General features: G+C 71.5%; 11 protein-coding genes and 1 pseudogene. 6 read left to right on the plus strand and 6 right to left on the minus strand.

Annotated elements, in window-relative coordinates:
* Complete coding sequence (locus BA175_RS06990; RefSeq protein WP_079159432.1) at nucleotides 1-762, plus strand: glycerophosphodiester phosphodiesterase; 762 nt, start codon at nucleotides 1-3, stop codon at nucleotides 760-762.
* 245 nt (nucleotides 763-1,007) lie between these two features.
* Here the strand turns inward: BA175_RS06990 and BA175_RS06995 are convergent, their stop codons facing one another.
* Complete coding sequence (locus BA175_RS06995; protein ID WP_175420774.1) at nucleotides 1,008-1,547, minus strand: hypothetical protein; 540 nt, start codon at nucleotides 1,545-1,547, stop codon at nucleotides 1,008-1,010.
* A gap of 246 nt (nucleotides 1,548-1,793) precedes the next feature.
* Nucleotides 1,794-3,233 carry a gamma-aminobutyraldehyde dehydrogenase gene (locus tag BA175_RS07000; protein WP_069170432.1) on the minus strand — a complete coding sequence of 480 codons (1,440 nt, stop codon included), beginning with the start codon at nucleotides 3,231-3,233 and terminating at the stop codon, nucleotides 1,794-1,796.
* 177 nt (nucleotides 3,234-3,410) lie between these two features.
* Between BA175_RS07000 and BA175_RS07005 the strand changes: the two genes are divergently transcribed.
* From BA175_RS07005 to BA175_RS07025, 5 genes and pseudogenes are all read left to right on the plus strand, one after another.
* Nucleotides 3,411-3,902 carry an Lrp/AsnC family transcriptional regulator gene (locus BA175_RS07005; protein ID WP_069170433.1) on the plus strand — a complete coding sequence of 164 codons (492 nt, stop codon included), beginning with the start codon at nucleotides 3,411-3,413 and terminating at the stop codon, nucleotides 3,900-3,902.
* A complete protein-coding gene (locus BA175_RS07010; RefSeq protein WP_069170434.1) occupies nucleotides 3,887-5,266 on the plus strand; it encodes an aspartate aminotransferase family protein in 1,380 nt (459 codons plus the stop codon). Before BA175_RS07005 ends, BA175_RS07010 begins: the two co-directional genes overlap by 16 nt.
* A 302-nt stretch (nucleotides 5,267-5,568) precedes the next feature.
* Nucleotides 5,569-6,222, plus strand: a pseudogene (locus tag BA175_RS07015) (ABC transporter ATP-binding protein); the annotation flags it as partial.
* The gene (locus tag BA175_RS07020) at nucleotides 6,204-7,367 is read left to right on the plus strand and encodes a hypothetical protein (RefSeq protein WP_069170436.1); all 1,164 of its coding nucleotides are present in this window, start codon (nucleotides 6,204-6,206) and stop codon (nucleotides 7,365-7,367) included. The pseudogene BA175_RS07015 and the gene BA175_RS07020, both read left to right, overlap by 19 nt.
* 34 nt (nucleotides 7,368-7,401) lie before the next feature.
* The gene (locus BA175_RS07025) at nucleotides 7,402-8,526 is read left to right on the plus strand and encodes an LOG family protein (protein ID WP_069170437.1); all 1,125 of its coding nucleotides are present in this window, start codon (nucleotides 7,402-7,404) and stop codon (nucleotides 8,524-8,526) included.
* Between the two features lie 181 nt (nucleotides 8,527-8,707).
* Here BA175_RS07025 and BA175_RS07030 read toward each other — a convergent pair whose 3' ends face one another.
* From BA175_RS07030 to rlmN, 4 genes are all read right to left on the minus strand, one after another.
* Nucleotides 8,708-9,736 (minus strand): ABC transporter ATP-binding protein, encoded by a 1,029-nt coding sequence (locus BA175_RS07030; RefSeq protein ID WP_069170438.1) that lies wholly within the window; start codon nucleotides 9,734-9,736, stop codon nucleotides 8,708-8,710.
* A 2-nt stretch (nucleotides 9,737-9,738) separates the two neighbouring features.
* Complete coding sequence (locus BA175_RS07035; protein WP_069171990.1) at nucleotides 9,739-11,352, minus strand: ABC transporter permease; 1,614 nt, start codon at nucleotides 11,350-11,352, stop codon at nucleotides 9,739-9,741.
* Nucleotides 11,353-11,396: 44 nt separating this feature from the next.
* Nucleotides 11,397-12,491 (minus strand): thiamine ABC transporter substrate-binding protein, encoded by a 1,095-nt coding sequence (locus tag BA175_RS07040; RefSeq protein WP_069170439.1) that lies wholly within the window; start codon nucleotides 12,489-12,491, stop codon nucleotides 11,397-11,399.
* Between the two features lie 475 nt (nucleotides 12,492-12,966).
* Nucleotides 12,967-14,073 carry a 23S rRNA (adenine(2503)-C(2))-methyltransferase RlmN gene (gene rlmN, locus BA175_RS07045; protein WP_069170440.1) on the minus strand — a complete coding sequence of 369 codons (1,107 nt, stop codon included), beginning with the start codon at nucleotides 14,071-14,073 and terminating at the stop codon, nucleotides 12,967-12,969.
* Nucleotides 14,074-14,149: the final 76 nt, after the last annotated feature.

Genomic DNA, 14,149 nt, shown 5'->3' on the forward strand with positions numbered 1-14,149 from the left:
ATGGACAACACCGTGACCGTCGTGGCCCACCGCGGCGACCCCTACCGCGCCCGCGAGAACACACTCCCCTCGATCCGGTCCGCCGTCCGGCAGGGTGCGGACGCGGTGGAGATCGACGTCCGCGTGACCCGCGACGGGATCCCCGTACTCCTCCACGACTCGACCCTGGAGCGCCTGTGGGGGCACGAGGTCCGTCTGGACCGGCTCGGCCACCGTGAACTGACCGAGATGACCCGGGGCGGCGTGCCCACACTGCGCGACGCGCTGATGGCGACGGAGGGCCATCGGATCATGGTCGACCTGCCCGGCTCCACGGACGCGTCGGTACGCCGGATCGTCGGCGTGGTGCAGGAGTGCGGGGCGGCCGGGAGGGTGTACTACTGCGCCGACACCCAGGCCATGCTCCGGGTGCGTGCCGCCGACCCGGCCGCCGAGATCGCCCTGACCTGGACGACCCTCGCCCCTCCGCGCCCGGTGCTCCTCGCGGCCGTGCGGCCGCGCTGGCTGAACTACCGGTTCGGGCTGGTGGGCCGTGAACTGACGGACCGGGTCCACCGCGACGGGCTGCTGGTCTCCGCCTGGACCGCCGACACCAAGCGCACGATGCGCCGGCTGCTGGCGTACGGGGTCGACTCGATCACCACCAACCGCGTCGACGCCCTGCGTTCGGTGCTCGACCGGGGCTCGCGGACCCGCGGTTCCCGGCCGGCGAAGCCCGGTCCGTCCGCGATGCCTCTCCCGGCGTACGGAGAGCAGACGTGACCGAGCCCGGCCGCCCCCGCGTGCGGTCGGACATCGCCCACGACGTGCGGGTGGGGCACCGCTGACCGCGCGGCGATGACGAGTAGGCCGTGGACCGAGCGGCCGGGGCGGGCGTCGTGCCCCGCCCCGCCGCCGTCGCGCGCAGCTACCGGCAGCCCGGTGGCCGCGCCGCTCCGGCGCGGTGGGACGCACCCCCTGACGCCGGCACCCGGGATTGCGGAGGGGTGCCCGGGGGCGCCCGGACCTCAGGCCGCGGGGACGGGTTCCGGCGGGCCGGCCGGCACCCCCTCCAGCGACTCCAGGCGCTTGCTCATGCGCCGCACGACGAGCAGCGGGATGACGCCGAAGACGCCGAACGACATGTCGATGACGGACCACCAGACGGGGATACCCCGGATCGGCCCGCAGATCAGGGCCAGCGGGATGATGCCGGCGCAGGCGATCATGCCGAACTCGACGACCCAGATGTTGCGGACCGGGTCGCGGTAGGGCCCGTAGAAGGCGACCGCGATGACCAGGTGGGCGAAGGCCAGCCAGTCGGTGCCGTACAGCAGGAAGGGGTACCGGGCGTCGGCCTCGTCGAGGCCGGTGCGGACCCGGGTGATCCACTCCGCGAGGGCGGGGAGGTGCTCGGGCACGGGAGAGGCGGAGGAGTTCAGCAGGTCCTCGGCCCAGTGGAGTTCGTGGACCAGCGGGAAGGCGGTCAGCCCGCTCAGGACCAGGCAGACGATGAAGACGGCCAGCCACACGCGTATGCGCCTCAGAAGGGCGCGTCGCTCGCTCATGCCCGCAGCGTACGCCTCACCTGAACGCGTTCAACTACGGGGGGCGCGGCGGGCGTTCGGCCTTCGTCCCGGACCGGGCGAACGGCGGCACCCGCGGCACCGCCACTCCCCCGGTCCGGAGACCCGGAGAACCGCGCCGCCGGCACCCGGACACCCGAGATCCCCGCAACTCCCTTGCAAGCAGGGCGCTGCGGGGATCGCCGGGAACCGCCAGGAGCCCGGGTCCGTCGTGCGCGGCGCGGCCCGTCAGCCGTCCAGCGACGTCATGACGTGCTTGATGCGCGTGTAGTCCTCGAAGCCGTACGCGGAAAGGTCCTTGCCGTAGCCGGACTTCTTGAAACCGCCGTGCGGCATCTCGGCGACGAGCATGATGTGGGTGTTGATCCACACACAGCCGAAGTCGAGGTTCTTGGACATCCGCATCGCGCGGGCGTGGTCCTTCGTCCACACCGACGAGGCCAGCGCGTACTCGACGCCGTTGGCGTAGGCGAGCGCCTGGGCCTCGTCCGTGAAGGACTGCACGGTGATCACGGGGCCGAAGACCTCGTGCTGGATGATCTCGTCGTCCTGCCGGAGGCCGGAGACGACCGTCGGGGCGTAGAAGTACCCCTTGTCACCGACCCGGTGGCCGCCCGCCTCGACCTTGGCGTGCGCCGGGAGCCGCTCGATGAACCCGCTGACCTGGGCCAGCTGGTTGGCGTTGTTGAGCGGCCCGTAGAGCACGCCCTCCTCGTCCGGCGCACCGGTCTTCGTGTCGGCCGCCGCCTTGGCCAGGGCGGTGACGAACTCGTCGTGGATCGATTCGTGCACGAGGACGCGGGTGGCGGCCGTGCAGTCCTGACCGGCGTTGAAGTAGCCGGCGCCGGAGATACCCTCGACCGCCTTGGGGATGTCGGCGTCCTCGAAGACGACGACCGGGGCCTTGCCGCCGAGTTCCAGGTGGACGCGCTTGAGGTCCTTGGCCGCGGACCCGGCCACCTCCATGCCGGCCCGTACGGACCCGGTGATGGAGGCCATCGCCGGGATCGGGTGCTCGACCATGGCGCGGCCCGTGTCGCGGTCGCCGCAGATGACGTTGAAGACGCCCTTGGGCAGGATCTGCCCGATGATCTCCGCGATCAGCACGGTCGACGCCGGAGTGGTGTCTGACGGCTTGATGACGACGGTGTTGCCCGCGGCGAGCGCCGGGGCGAACTTCCAGACGGCCATCATCATCGGGTAGTTCCACGGGGCGACCTGGGCGCAGACGCCCACCGGCTCGCGGCGCACGATGGAGGTCAGGCCCTCCATGTACTCGCCGGCCGAGCGGCCCTCCAGCAGCCGGGCGGCCCCCGCGAAGAAGCGGATCTGGTCCACCATCGGCGGGATCTCTTCGGTGCGGGTGAGCTCCAGCGGCTTGCCGGTGTTCTCCGACTCCGCCGCGATGAGGTCCTCCGCCCGCTCCTCGAACGCGTCCGCGATCTTCAGCAGCGCCTTCTGGCGGTCGGCGGGCGTCAGGTCACGCCAGGCGGGGAACGCGGCCGCGGCGGCGTCCATGGCGGCGTCGACGTCGGCCTGCCCGGAGAGCGGCGAGGTCGCGTAGACCTCTTCCGTCACCGGGTTGACCACGTCGATGGTCCGCCCGTCCGCGGCGTCCCGGAACTCTCCGTTGATGTAGTTGCGCAGACGGCGCACCTCGGTGGTCACAACCACCCCTCCTGTCGGCTGTCCGATGGGTGAGACACCCAGCCTAGACGGTCCGGTGACGCTTTCGACATACCCGCCGCTCAGCAACTTCGGATTCAGTGAGAAAAAGACCCCTGAACAACGAATTTCATTGAATCAGGGTTGCCAGACAGACGAGTCCCGAGGCAGAGTGGGGATGTGGCCAGTCGTAGCGCAGACTCCAGGACCGGGAACGGATCGTCACCAGCGGTCGATGCCGTCTCCCTCGCGATCATCGAGCAGCTCCAGGAGGACGGACGCCGTCCGTACGCCGCGATCGGCAAGGCCGTCGGCCTCTCCGAAGCGGCTGTACGCCAGCGTGTGCAGAAGCTGCTCGACCAGGGCGTGATGCAGATCGTCGCCGTCACCGACCCGCTCACCGTGGGCCTGCGGCGCCAGGCGATGGTCGGCATCAACGTCGAGGGTGACCTCGACCCCGTGGCCGAGGCCCTGGCGGCCATGGCCGAGTGCGAGTACGTGGTGATGACCGCGGGCTCGTTCGACCTGATGGTGGAGATCGTCTGCGAGGACGACGACCACCTGCTGGAGACGATCAACAAACGCATCCGGGCCATCCCCGGAGTGCGCTCCACCGAGAGCTTCGTCTACCTCAAGCTCAAGAAGCAGACCTACATGTGGGGAACCCGATAGCCGTGAGCAAGGACCTCAGCCGAACCGCGTACGACCACCTGTGGATGCACTTCACCCGCATGTCGGACTACGAGAACGCGCCCGTTCCCACCATCGTGCGTGGCGAGGGCACCTACATCTACGACGACCAGGGCAAGCGCTACCTCGACGGCCTCTCCGGCCTGTTCGTGGTCAACGCGGGCCACGGCCGTCACGAGCTCGCCGAGACGGCGTACAAGCAGGCGCAGGAGCTGGCCTTCTTCCCGGTGTGGTCCTACGCCCACCCGAAGGCCGTCGAGCTCGCCGAGCGGCTCGCCGACTACGCCCCGGGTGACCTGAACAAGGTCTTCTTCACCACCGGCGGCGGCGAGGCCGTCGAGACGGCGTGGAAGCTGGCGAAGCAGTACTTCAAGCTCAAGGGCAAGCCGACCAAGTACAAGGTCATCTCGCGCGCGGTCGCCTACCACGGCACCCCGCAGGGCGCGCTGTCCATCACCGGTCTGCCGGGCCTCAAGGCGCCGTTCGAACCGCTGGTCCCCGGTGCGCACAAGGTGCCGAACACCAACATCTACCGCGCCCCGCTCTTCGGTGACGACCCGGAGGCCTTCGGCCGCTGGGCCGCCGACCAGATCGAGCAGGAGATCCTCTTCGAGGGCGCCGACACCGTCGCCGCGGTCTTCCTCGAGCCCGTACAGAACGCCGGCGGCTGCTTCCCGCCGCCGCCGGGGTACTTCCAGCGCGTGCGCGAGATATGCGACAGGCACGACGTACTGCTCGTCTCCGACGAGGTCATCTGCGCCTTCGGCCGTCTCGGCACGATGTTCGCCTGCGACAAGTTCGGCTACGTGCCGGACATGATCACCTGCGCCAAGGGCATGACCTCGGGCTACTCCCCCATCGGCGCCTGCATCATCTCCGACCGGCTGGCCGAGCCGTTCTACGAGGGCGGCAACACCTTCCTGCACGGTTACACCTTCGGCGGCCACCCGGTCTCCGCGGCGGTCGGCCTCGCCAACCTCGACATCTTCGAGCGCGAGGGCCTCAACCAGCACGTCCTCGACAACGAGAACGCCTTCCTCACCACGCTGCAGAAGCTGCACGACCTGCCGATCGTCGGCGACGTGCGCGGCAACGGCTTCTTCTACGGCATCGAACTGGTCAAGGACAAGGCCACCAAGGAGACGTTCACCGACGAGGAGACCGAGCGCGTCCTGTACGGCTTCCTCTCCAAGGCGCTGTACGACAACGGCCTCTACTGCCGGGCCGACGACCGCGGCGACCCGGTCGTCCAGCTCGCGCCGCCGCTGATCTCCGACCGGTCGACCTTCGACGAGATCGAGGGCATCCTGCGGACCGTCCTGACGGAGGCCTGGACGAAGCTCTGACCGGCGCTCCGGGAGACCGCCCGCACGGCTCCCGGAAGTCATTTCATACGGTCCGTCGCGGCCCGAATGCACCCGTTCGAGTGAGAAGGGGAGCGTCCGGGCCGCGTGCTGTACCGACACCCCGGTCCTACTACCTAGCGTGCCCTGTGACCCATCGGCCTTGTCTTCGTTCCCCCGTACGGGGGATGTGAGATCTGATCCGAACCGAGGTGTACGCCATGGTTGCCCCGCCGGACAACGACGTGCTCTGGGCACGTTCCCTGCAGCACTCCCACAACGGATCGCCGGGGCTCGGCGGTGTGTCCCTCGGTGTCCGCGACGGCGAGATCCTCGCCGTGACGGGACCCCGCGGGAGCGGGAAGACGACGCTCCTGCACTGCCTCTCCGGCCAGCTCGTGCCCCAGGAGGGCGAAGTCTGGTTCAACAGCGTCCCCGTGCACACCATGGGCCCGCGGATGCGCGAACAGCTGCGCCGCGACCGCTTCGGCTGGATCGCCGCCGATCCTCAGCTCGTACCGGAGCTGACCACCTGGGAGAACGCCGCCCTGCCGCTGCTGCTGCGGGGCGTATCCCACCGGGCGGCGAAGAAGGCGGCCACCGAGTGGCTGGAGCGCCTCGACATCGGGCCGCTCGCCAAGAAGCGTCCGCACGCCCTGCTGCAGGCCCAGCGCCAGCGGATCTCCGTGGCCCGCGCCCTGACCGCCTCACCGACGGTGATCTTCGCCGACGAGCCGACCGCCTCCCTGCACGTGACGGAGCGCGCGCTGCTGCTGCGCACCCTGACCACCGCGGCCCGGTCCCACGGCATCACCGTCGTACTCGCCACCCACGACGCGGAGATCGCCAAGCTCGCCGACCGCACGGTGGCCCTGCTGGACGGCCGCCGCGTCACCACCGTCGCCCTGCCCGCCGCGTCCGATACGGAAGGCCGCTCGGCGTGCTCGCTCTCCGTCTGACCCGTGGTTCCCACCCCCTGGTCCTGGTGCGGCGGCTGCTCCTCGCCTCGGCGTCGGCAGGGGTCGGCTTCCTGCTCCTGTGCACCCTCGGGTACGCGTCCGGGCATCCGGCGCACGCCTCGGACTCGGTGATGCGGCTCCTGTGGTGCGCGGTGCCGCTGGCGGCGACCGTCCAGCTCGCGGTCGCCGTCGCCCGCACGGATCCGAGCACCCGCCCGCGTCCCGGACTCTTCGCCGCCGGGCTCGGGCCGGTGCGGCTGTCCGTCCTCGCGGCCGCCTCGACCGCGGTGTCCACCACGCTCGGCTCGGTGGTGGCGCTGCTCCTCTTCCTGCACCTGCGCGGGGACCTGACCGGGCTGCCGTTCGACGGCGGCGCGGCCGAGTTCCTGGGTGCGGGGACGCCGCTGCCGCTCGCGGCGGCACTCACGCTACTGGCCCTGGTGCCGCTCGCCTCGGCCGTGGCCGGTGGACTCGCGCTGCGCTCACGGCCGGCCGCCCCGTCCGAGGCCCAGGCGGCCGAGGAGGAACTCGCCCCCGCCCCGGTGCCCAAGGGCCTGCCGTGGGGCGTCGCGCTGACGGCGGCAGGCCTGGCCGTCGAGGCGTACGCCGGCCGTGGGACGCCGGGCAGTGCCTTCCCGCTGCCCGGGCGGCTGGACTCCACCCCGGCGAGCGTGCTGGCGGGCTGGGTCCTCACCGCGATCGGCCTGGCCATGGCGGGGCCCGGCCTCACCTACCTGTGCGGACGGCTGCTGCAGGTGGTGCGCCCCGGGGCGGTACGCCTCCTGGCGGGCCGGGTGCTGATGGACGAGGCGTGCCGGATCGGGCGCCCGCTCGGCGTCGTCTGCGCGGTGGTGTCGGGCGCGATCGCGGCCACGGCCCTGTACTCGGACGGGCCGCGCCCCTTCGGTCCGCTCACCACGCTCGGCGCCGTACTCGTTCTCGGCTGCTCGACCGCGACGCTGCTGACCACGGCGCTGGAGGCGAAGCAGGCCCGGGCCCGGACGGCCGAGTCCCTGCTGCGGCTCGGCGCCCCGGCCGCCGTGCTCCGCTCCGCCGCCGCCCTGCGCGCGCTGGTACTGCTGGCCGTCTTCGCCCCGTTGACCTGGGTGATCGCGGAGCTGGCGGCACTTCCGCTGACGGGGTGACAACCCGCCGGCGGCCGGTCCGTAGCATGACGGCGTGGAGATACCGGACGAGAACACCTACGCACCCGGCGTCGAGATAGAGACGCTCGCCGCATTCGACCTGGCCGTCACCGCCGGGAGTCTCGCCGGCCACCGGCTCCAGTCCCTCGACCTGACGGACCGTGGCACCGCCCTGCTCGCGACCGACACCCGGGGCGCCGTCTTCCTCGGCTGCCGGATGGACGCCGGGGCGGAGGCCAAGGTGCGGGCGGACGGAGCCTTCGTCTTCCCGCCGGTGCCCGGTCTGCCCTTCGACCCCTACCGCGGCCTGCTGTACACCCCCGAAGCCCTGTACGAGGGACTGGACGAGGGCGGTTACGAGGCGACGCCGGACGCTCTCGCCTACCGCTGGTTCCGGCGGACCGGTACGGACGGCGACGTCTTCTCCTCGATGCTGCGGGCCCTGCACGACGACGCCGTCTCCGACGCGCTGGACGAACACCTCACCGGGGCCCGGGTGGTGGGCGTGATGGGCGGCCATGCCATGGCACGCGGTACGGAGGCCTACCGGGGCGCGGCCGTACTCGGCAGGGAACTGACCCGCCGCGGTCTGACGGTCGCGACGGGCGGGGGTCCCGGCGCGATGGAGGCCGCCAACCTCGGCGCCCACTCCGCCCCGCACTCCGACGCGATGCTGGTCAAGGCCTGCGAGATCCTGGCCGGCGTACCGTCGTTCAGCCCCTCGGTCACCGACTGGGCGCGGGCCGCCTTCGCCGTGCGGGAACGCTGGCCGGAGGGCGGTCCGTCCGTCGCGATCCCCACGTGGTTCTACGGGCACGAGCCGCCGAACGCGTTCGCCGGCCACATCGCCAAGTACTTCGCGAACGCGGTGCGCGAGGACGGGCTGCTGGCCCGCTCGACGGCGGGTGTGATCTTCCTGCCCGGTGCGGCCGGGACCGTGCAGGAGATATTCGACAACGCCACGCCGAACTACTACGAGTCGCGGTCCGCGCCCACGCCGATGGTGCTGGTGGGCCGCTCGCACTGGACGGAGAAGCTGCCGGCCTGGCCGCTGCTGAGCTCCCTGGCCGCGGGCCGTGCGATGGAGTCGCGTATCGCCCTCGTCGACACGGTGGAGGAGGCCCCGGCGGCACTCGCCCGGCTGACCGGGGGCGGGTGACCGGCTGAACGGGTGGGGCGGGGCGGCATGTCCGCGGTGCCCTCCCGAAGTGCCCGCACCACCACCGGCCCGGGGCGACGGGATGGGGGCGGGTGAACGAAGACGGGGCTGCGGGACCGCGCCCGGGCGGTGACCTGGGGTACGTACCGGGTCCGGTGGTCGCGGGCGGGGAGAACCGCCGTCACCGACCGGCCGGGGGCAGCACCACGGTCTCCGCCACGTCGAAGGTGACGCCCACCGTGGCCCCCTCGTCCGGGGTGTCCCGCAGACCGCACTCGGCCTCCAGGGCGGGTCCGTCGCCGGGGTGCAGCGCGACGGTCACGTGGTGGCCGCGGAAGGTGCGTACGCCTACGGTGCAGCGCAGTCCGTCCTCCGGGCCGCCCATCCGCACCCCGCCCGGCCGGACGAGCAGCTCGCCCGGGCCCTGGGGGGAGCCGCCGGGTACCGGTATCTTGCCCCAGGCCGTGTCGGCGGTCCGGCCGGTGACGGTCGCGTCCACCACGTTGTCGAAGCCGAGGAACCGGGCGACGAAGGCGGACGCGGGCCGCTGCCAGACCTCCAGCGGGCTCCCCGCCTGGGCGATCCGGCCGTCCCGCATGACCACCACCCGGTCGGCGAGCGCGAAGGCCTCCCCCTGGTCGTGGGTCACGGCGAGCACCGTCGTGCCCAGCCGGCCGAAGAGGGTGCGCAGTTCGACCACCAGCCGTTCGCGCAGGCTCCGGTCCAGTTGGCCCAGCGGCTCGTCCAGCATCAGCAGCTTCGGGCGGGGCGCCAGCGCCCTGGCCAGGGCGACCCGCTGCTGTTCGCCACCGGACAGGGCGGCGACGGCCCGCCGCCCTGCTCCGGGGAGGCCGACCAGGTCGAGGAGTTCGTCGGCCCTGCGGTCCCGTTCGGCGCGGGGGACTCCGTGCATCCGCAGACCGAAGGCGACGTTCGCGCCGACGTCCCGGTGCGGGAACAGCTGGTGGTCCTGGAACATCAGCCCGAGACCACGCCGGTGCACGGGCACCGGAGCCTGGTCCGCGCCGTCCAGCAGCACCCGCCCGCCGTCCAGCCCCTGCAGCCCGGCGACGGCCCGCAGCAGCGTCGACTTTCCGCTGCCGCTGGGCCCCAGCACACAGACGATCTCGTGGTCGGCGACCTCCAGGTCCACGGCGTCCAGCGCGGTACGCCCGCCGAACCTGACCGTGGCCGACTCCACTGCCAGCATCTCTAGAACTCCCCGGATCGGTCGGTGCGGATACGTTCGAGCAGGAGCAGCGACACCGCGCAGACGAGCATCAGAATGGTGCTGAGGGCCATCGCCTGCCCGTAGTTGAGCTCCCCGGACCGTCCCAGCAGCCTGGCCACCGCCACCGGGAGGGTGGGGTTGTCCGGACGCGCGATGAAGACGGTCGCCCCGAACTCGCCCAGCGAAACGGCGAACGCGAATCCCGCGGCCACCAGAAGTGCCCGGCGCACCAGCGGCAGGTCCACCTCGCGCCAGGCCCGCCACGGTGAGGCGCCGAGCACCGCTGCCGCCTCACGCAGCCGTTCGTCCACCGCGCGCAGCACGGGCAGCATGGTCCGTACGACGAACGGGACGCCGACCAGCGCCTGGGCCAGCGGTACGAGGATCCAGGACGTGCGCAGGTCGAGGGGCGGCTTGTCGAGGGTGATCAGGAAGCCGAAGCCGACGGTGACCGCCGACACCCCCAGCGGCAGCATGAGCAGCGCGTCGAAACCACGCACCAGCCGCCCTGCCCGCCGGGTGAGGGCCGCGGCGGCGAGGCCGCCGATCAGGAGGGCGACGAGGGTCGCGACCACGGCGTAGCGCAGGGAGTTGCCGAGGGCGTCGAGCGGTGGGACGAGGAAGGAGGAGCCGCCGGCGTCGGCGGACTGCAGCGCACGGTAGAAGCCGAGACCGTAACCGCCGGACGTGTCCAGCGAGCGTTCCACCAGCACACCGAGCGGCAGCAGGACGAGCAGGAGCACGGTCAGCAGGACACCGCCGAGCAGAGCCCGCTGGCCTGCCCCCCGCGGGGGCCGGGCGGTGGTCGCCGGGTCGACCAGCTTCAGGGCCGTCTCCCTGCGCCGTACGGTCCACGCGTGCAGGGCGAGGACGGAGCCGACCGCCGCGAACTGCACGAGGGTGAGCACGGCGGCCGTCGGCAGGTCGAGCAGATAGGCGGTCTGCCGGTAGATCTCCACCTCCAGCGTGGAGAAGGCAGGGCCGCCGAGGATCTGGACGACTCCGAAGGAGGTGAACGTGAAGAGGAAGACCATCAGGGCGGCGGCGGCCACGGCCGGGGCCAGCGCGGGCAGGGTCACCCGCCGCCAGGCGGCCGGACGTCCGGCGCCGAGCACCCGTGCGGCCTCCTCCTGGCGGGGGTCGAGCTGGGACCAGAGCCCGCCCACGGTCCGGACGACGACCGCGTAGTTGAAGAACACGTGGGCGAGCAGGATCGCCCAGACGGTGGTGTCGAGCCGGATGCCCCACAGCTCGTCGAGGAACCCGCCGCGCCCCAGCAGTGCCAGGAAGGCCGTGCCCACGACGACGGTCGGCAGGACGAAGGGCACGGTCACCACGGCCCGCAGCAGCTGTTTGCCGGGGAAGTCGAACCGGGCGAAGACGTAGGCCCCGGGCAGCGCGATCAGGAGGGTGAGCGCCGTCGAGGCGAGGGCCTGCCAGGTGGTGAACCGGAGGACGTCGAGGATGTCCGGCCGGGTCAGCACCTCACCGACCCGGCCGAACTGCCAGACGCCGTCCGCCTTCAGCCCCCGGCCGACGATCGCGGCGACCGGGTAGGCGAAGAACAGCGCGAAGAACGCGACGGGCAGGGCCATGAGGCCGAGCCGCACCGCGTTCCCCCTCCAGGAGGGACGCGGGACTACTTCACGACGAGCGAGGACCACGACCGGACCCACTGCTCACGGTTCTTGGCGATCTTCTGCGGGGGGACCGTCGCCGGCTTACCCACCTGCGCGCCGAACTTCGTGAAGAGTTCGGGCAGTTTCGCGTCCGCGGCGACCGGGTTGACGAACATGGTGAGCGGCATGTCCTCCTGGAACCGCTTGCTGATCAGGAAGTCCAGCAGCGCCTTGCCACCGGCCTCGTTCTTCGCGCCGTCCAGCAGACCGGCGAACTCGATCTGGCGGAAGCAGGTGCCGGTGGCGACACCGGTCGGGGCCTCGGTGGGCCGCGGTTCGGCGTACAGCACCTCGACGGGCGGGCTGGAGGCGTAGGAGACGACGAGCGGCCGGTCCGCCTTGGCCTTCCTGCCGCCCGCGGAGCCGGAGAACTCCTCGTTGTAGGCCTGCTCCCAGCCGTCGACGACCTTGACGCCGTTGTTCTTCAGCTTCTTCCAGTAGTCCTGGTAGCCGGTCTCGCCGTGGGCGGCGACGGTACCGAGGAGGAAGCCGAGGCCGGGCGAGGAGGTCGCGGCGTTCTCCGTGACGAGAAGGTTCTTGTACGCGGGCTTCAGCAGGTCGTCGAAGGTGTTCGGCGGGTCGAGCTTCCTGTCGGCGAAGTACTTCTTGTCGTAGTTCACGCAGATGTCGCCGGTGTCGACGGGCGTGACCCGGTGCTTGTCCCCGTCGAGCCGGGTGTCGGCGGCGACACGGTCGAGGCCCTTGGCCTCGTACGGTGTGAACAGGCCGTTGTCCAGGGCGCGGGAGAGCAGCGTGTTGTCGACGCCGAAGAAGACGTCGCCGCGGGGGGAACCCTTGGTCAGGATCTCCTGGTTGAGCGCGGCTCCGGCATCGCCGCTCTTCAGCACCTTGACCTTGTAACCGGTCTCCTCGGTGAACGCCTTCAGGACGGCGTCCGAGGCGTTGAACGAGTCATGGCTGACCAGGGTGACGGTCGTGGAGCCGGCCCCGGTACCACCGGAGGCCTTGCCGTCGGTGTCACCGCAGCCCGCGAGCGCCGTGACCCCCAGAGCAGCGGCGAGCACCGTCGCCGCGTACTGCGTGGTGGTGTTCATATGATTCCTCCTGGAGATGACCAGGAAGAGACGCGGCCCCGCCCGCTCCGTGAGCGGGCAGGGCGCAACAGCTTGAGTAAGGTCCGAACTTCCTACCCGGAATGACCCGGGCGAGGTTCAGAGGGTCTGCGGCCGACCTGTTCTCGGTGCCGCACTCTCAGCGCTGTGGCGCTCCCCTGTCGGAATATGAAGTTGATGTCCGGAACAGGCTACACCGGCCGGATCACGCTCCCCCGGCCGGATCACGGCCTGCGGAGCGGTTCCCGGCCTGCCGAGCGGGCCGTGCCCTGCGGACCGCCGGGTCCGGCGCGTTCCGATCGCCGGGTCCGGCGCGTTCCGGGCCTGCGGATCCCGTGCGTCCGCCCGGGCGGATCGATCCTGCGCCCCGCGACCCGCCGGCCCGTCACCGCGACCACCCGTCCGCCCGTCGGTGCAGGCCCGCGGCAGGCTCCGGCGGGCTGCTCCGCTCCGCGTCTCAGCGCTCGGCGGCCGCCAGCTGCCCGCAGGCCCCGTCGATCTCCTGGCCCCGGGTGTCGCGCACCGTGACCGGTACGCCATGAGCCGCGATGGCCTCGACGAACGCCTTCTCGTCCTCGGGCCGCGAGGCGGTCCACTTGGAGCCGGGCGTCGGGTTCAGCGGGATCAGGTTGACGTGCACCCGCTTGCCCTTGAGCAGCCGGCCGAGCCGGTCGCCCCGCCAGGCCTGGTCGTTGATGTCACGGATCAGCGCGTACTCGATGGAGATACGGCGGCCCGACTTCTCCGCGTACTCCCAGGCGGCGTCCAGGACCTCCCGGACCTTCCACCGCGTGTTCACGGGGACGAGCGTGTCGCGCAGCTCGTCGTCCGGGGCGTGCAGGGAGACGGCGAGGCGGCACTTGAAGCCCTCGTCGGCGAAGCGCAGCATGGCCGGCACCAGGCCCACCGTGGAGACGGTGATCCCCCGCTGGGAGAGTCCGAGCCCGTCCGGCTCCGGGTCGGTCAGCCGGCGGATCGCCCCGACCACCCGCTTGTAGTTCGCCAGGGGCTCACCCATGCCCATGAAGACGATGTTGGACAGCCGCGCAGGTCCGCCCGGAACCTCGCCGTCACGCAGCGCCCGCATCCCGTCGACGATCTGGTGGACGATCTCTGCGGTCGACAGATTACGGTCGAGACCCGCCTGCCCGGTCGCGCAGAACGGACAGTTCATCCCGCACCCCGCCTGGGACGAGATGCACATGGTCACCCGGTCCGGATACCGCATGAGGACGGACTCGACGAGCGTCCCGTCGTGCAGCTTCCAGAGCGTCTTGCGGGTGGTGTCGTCGTCACAGCTGATGTGGCGCACCACGGACATCAGGTCGGGGAACATCGCCTCGGCGAGCTTGTCCCGCGATCCGGCCGGGATGTTGGTCCACTCGGCGGGGTCGTGCGCGTACCGCGAGAAGTAGTGCTGCGACAGCTGCTTGGCGCGGAAGGGCTTCTCGCCGGTCGCGGCGACTGCTTCCTTGCGCTCGTCGGGCGTGAGGTCGGCGAGGTGCCGCGGCGGCCTCTTGGCTCCGCGGGGCGCGACGAAAGTGAGTTCTCCGGGCTTAGGCATGGTTCCTCCAGTGTTACAGACACGCCGTGGTGGCAGAGACCGTCACCTGCCCGGAACGCGACGGGACGTGAGCGCC

Origin of the sequence: Streptomyces griseus (assembly GCF_001715295.1) — a bacterium.
GTDB lineage: Bacteria > Actinomycetota > Actinomycetes > Streptomycetales > Streptomycetaceae > Streptomyces > Streptomyces griseus_G.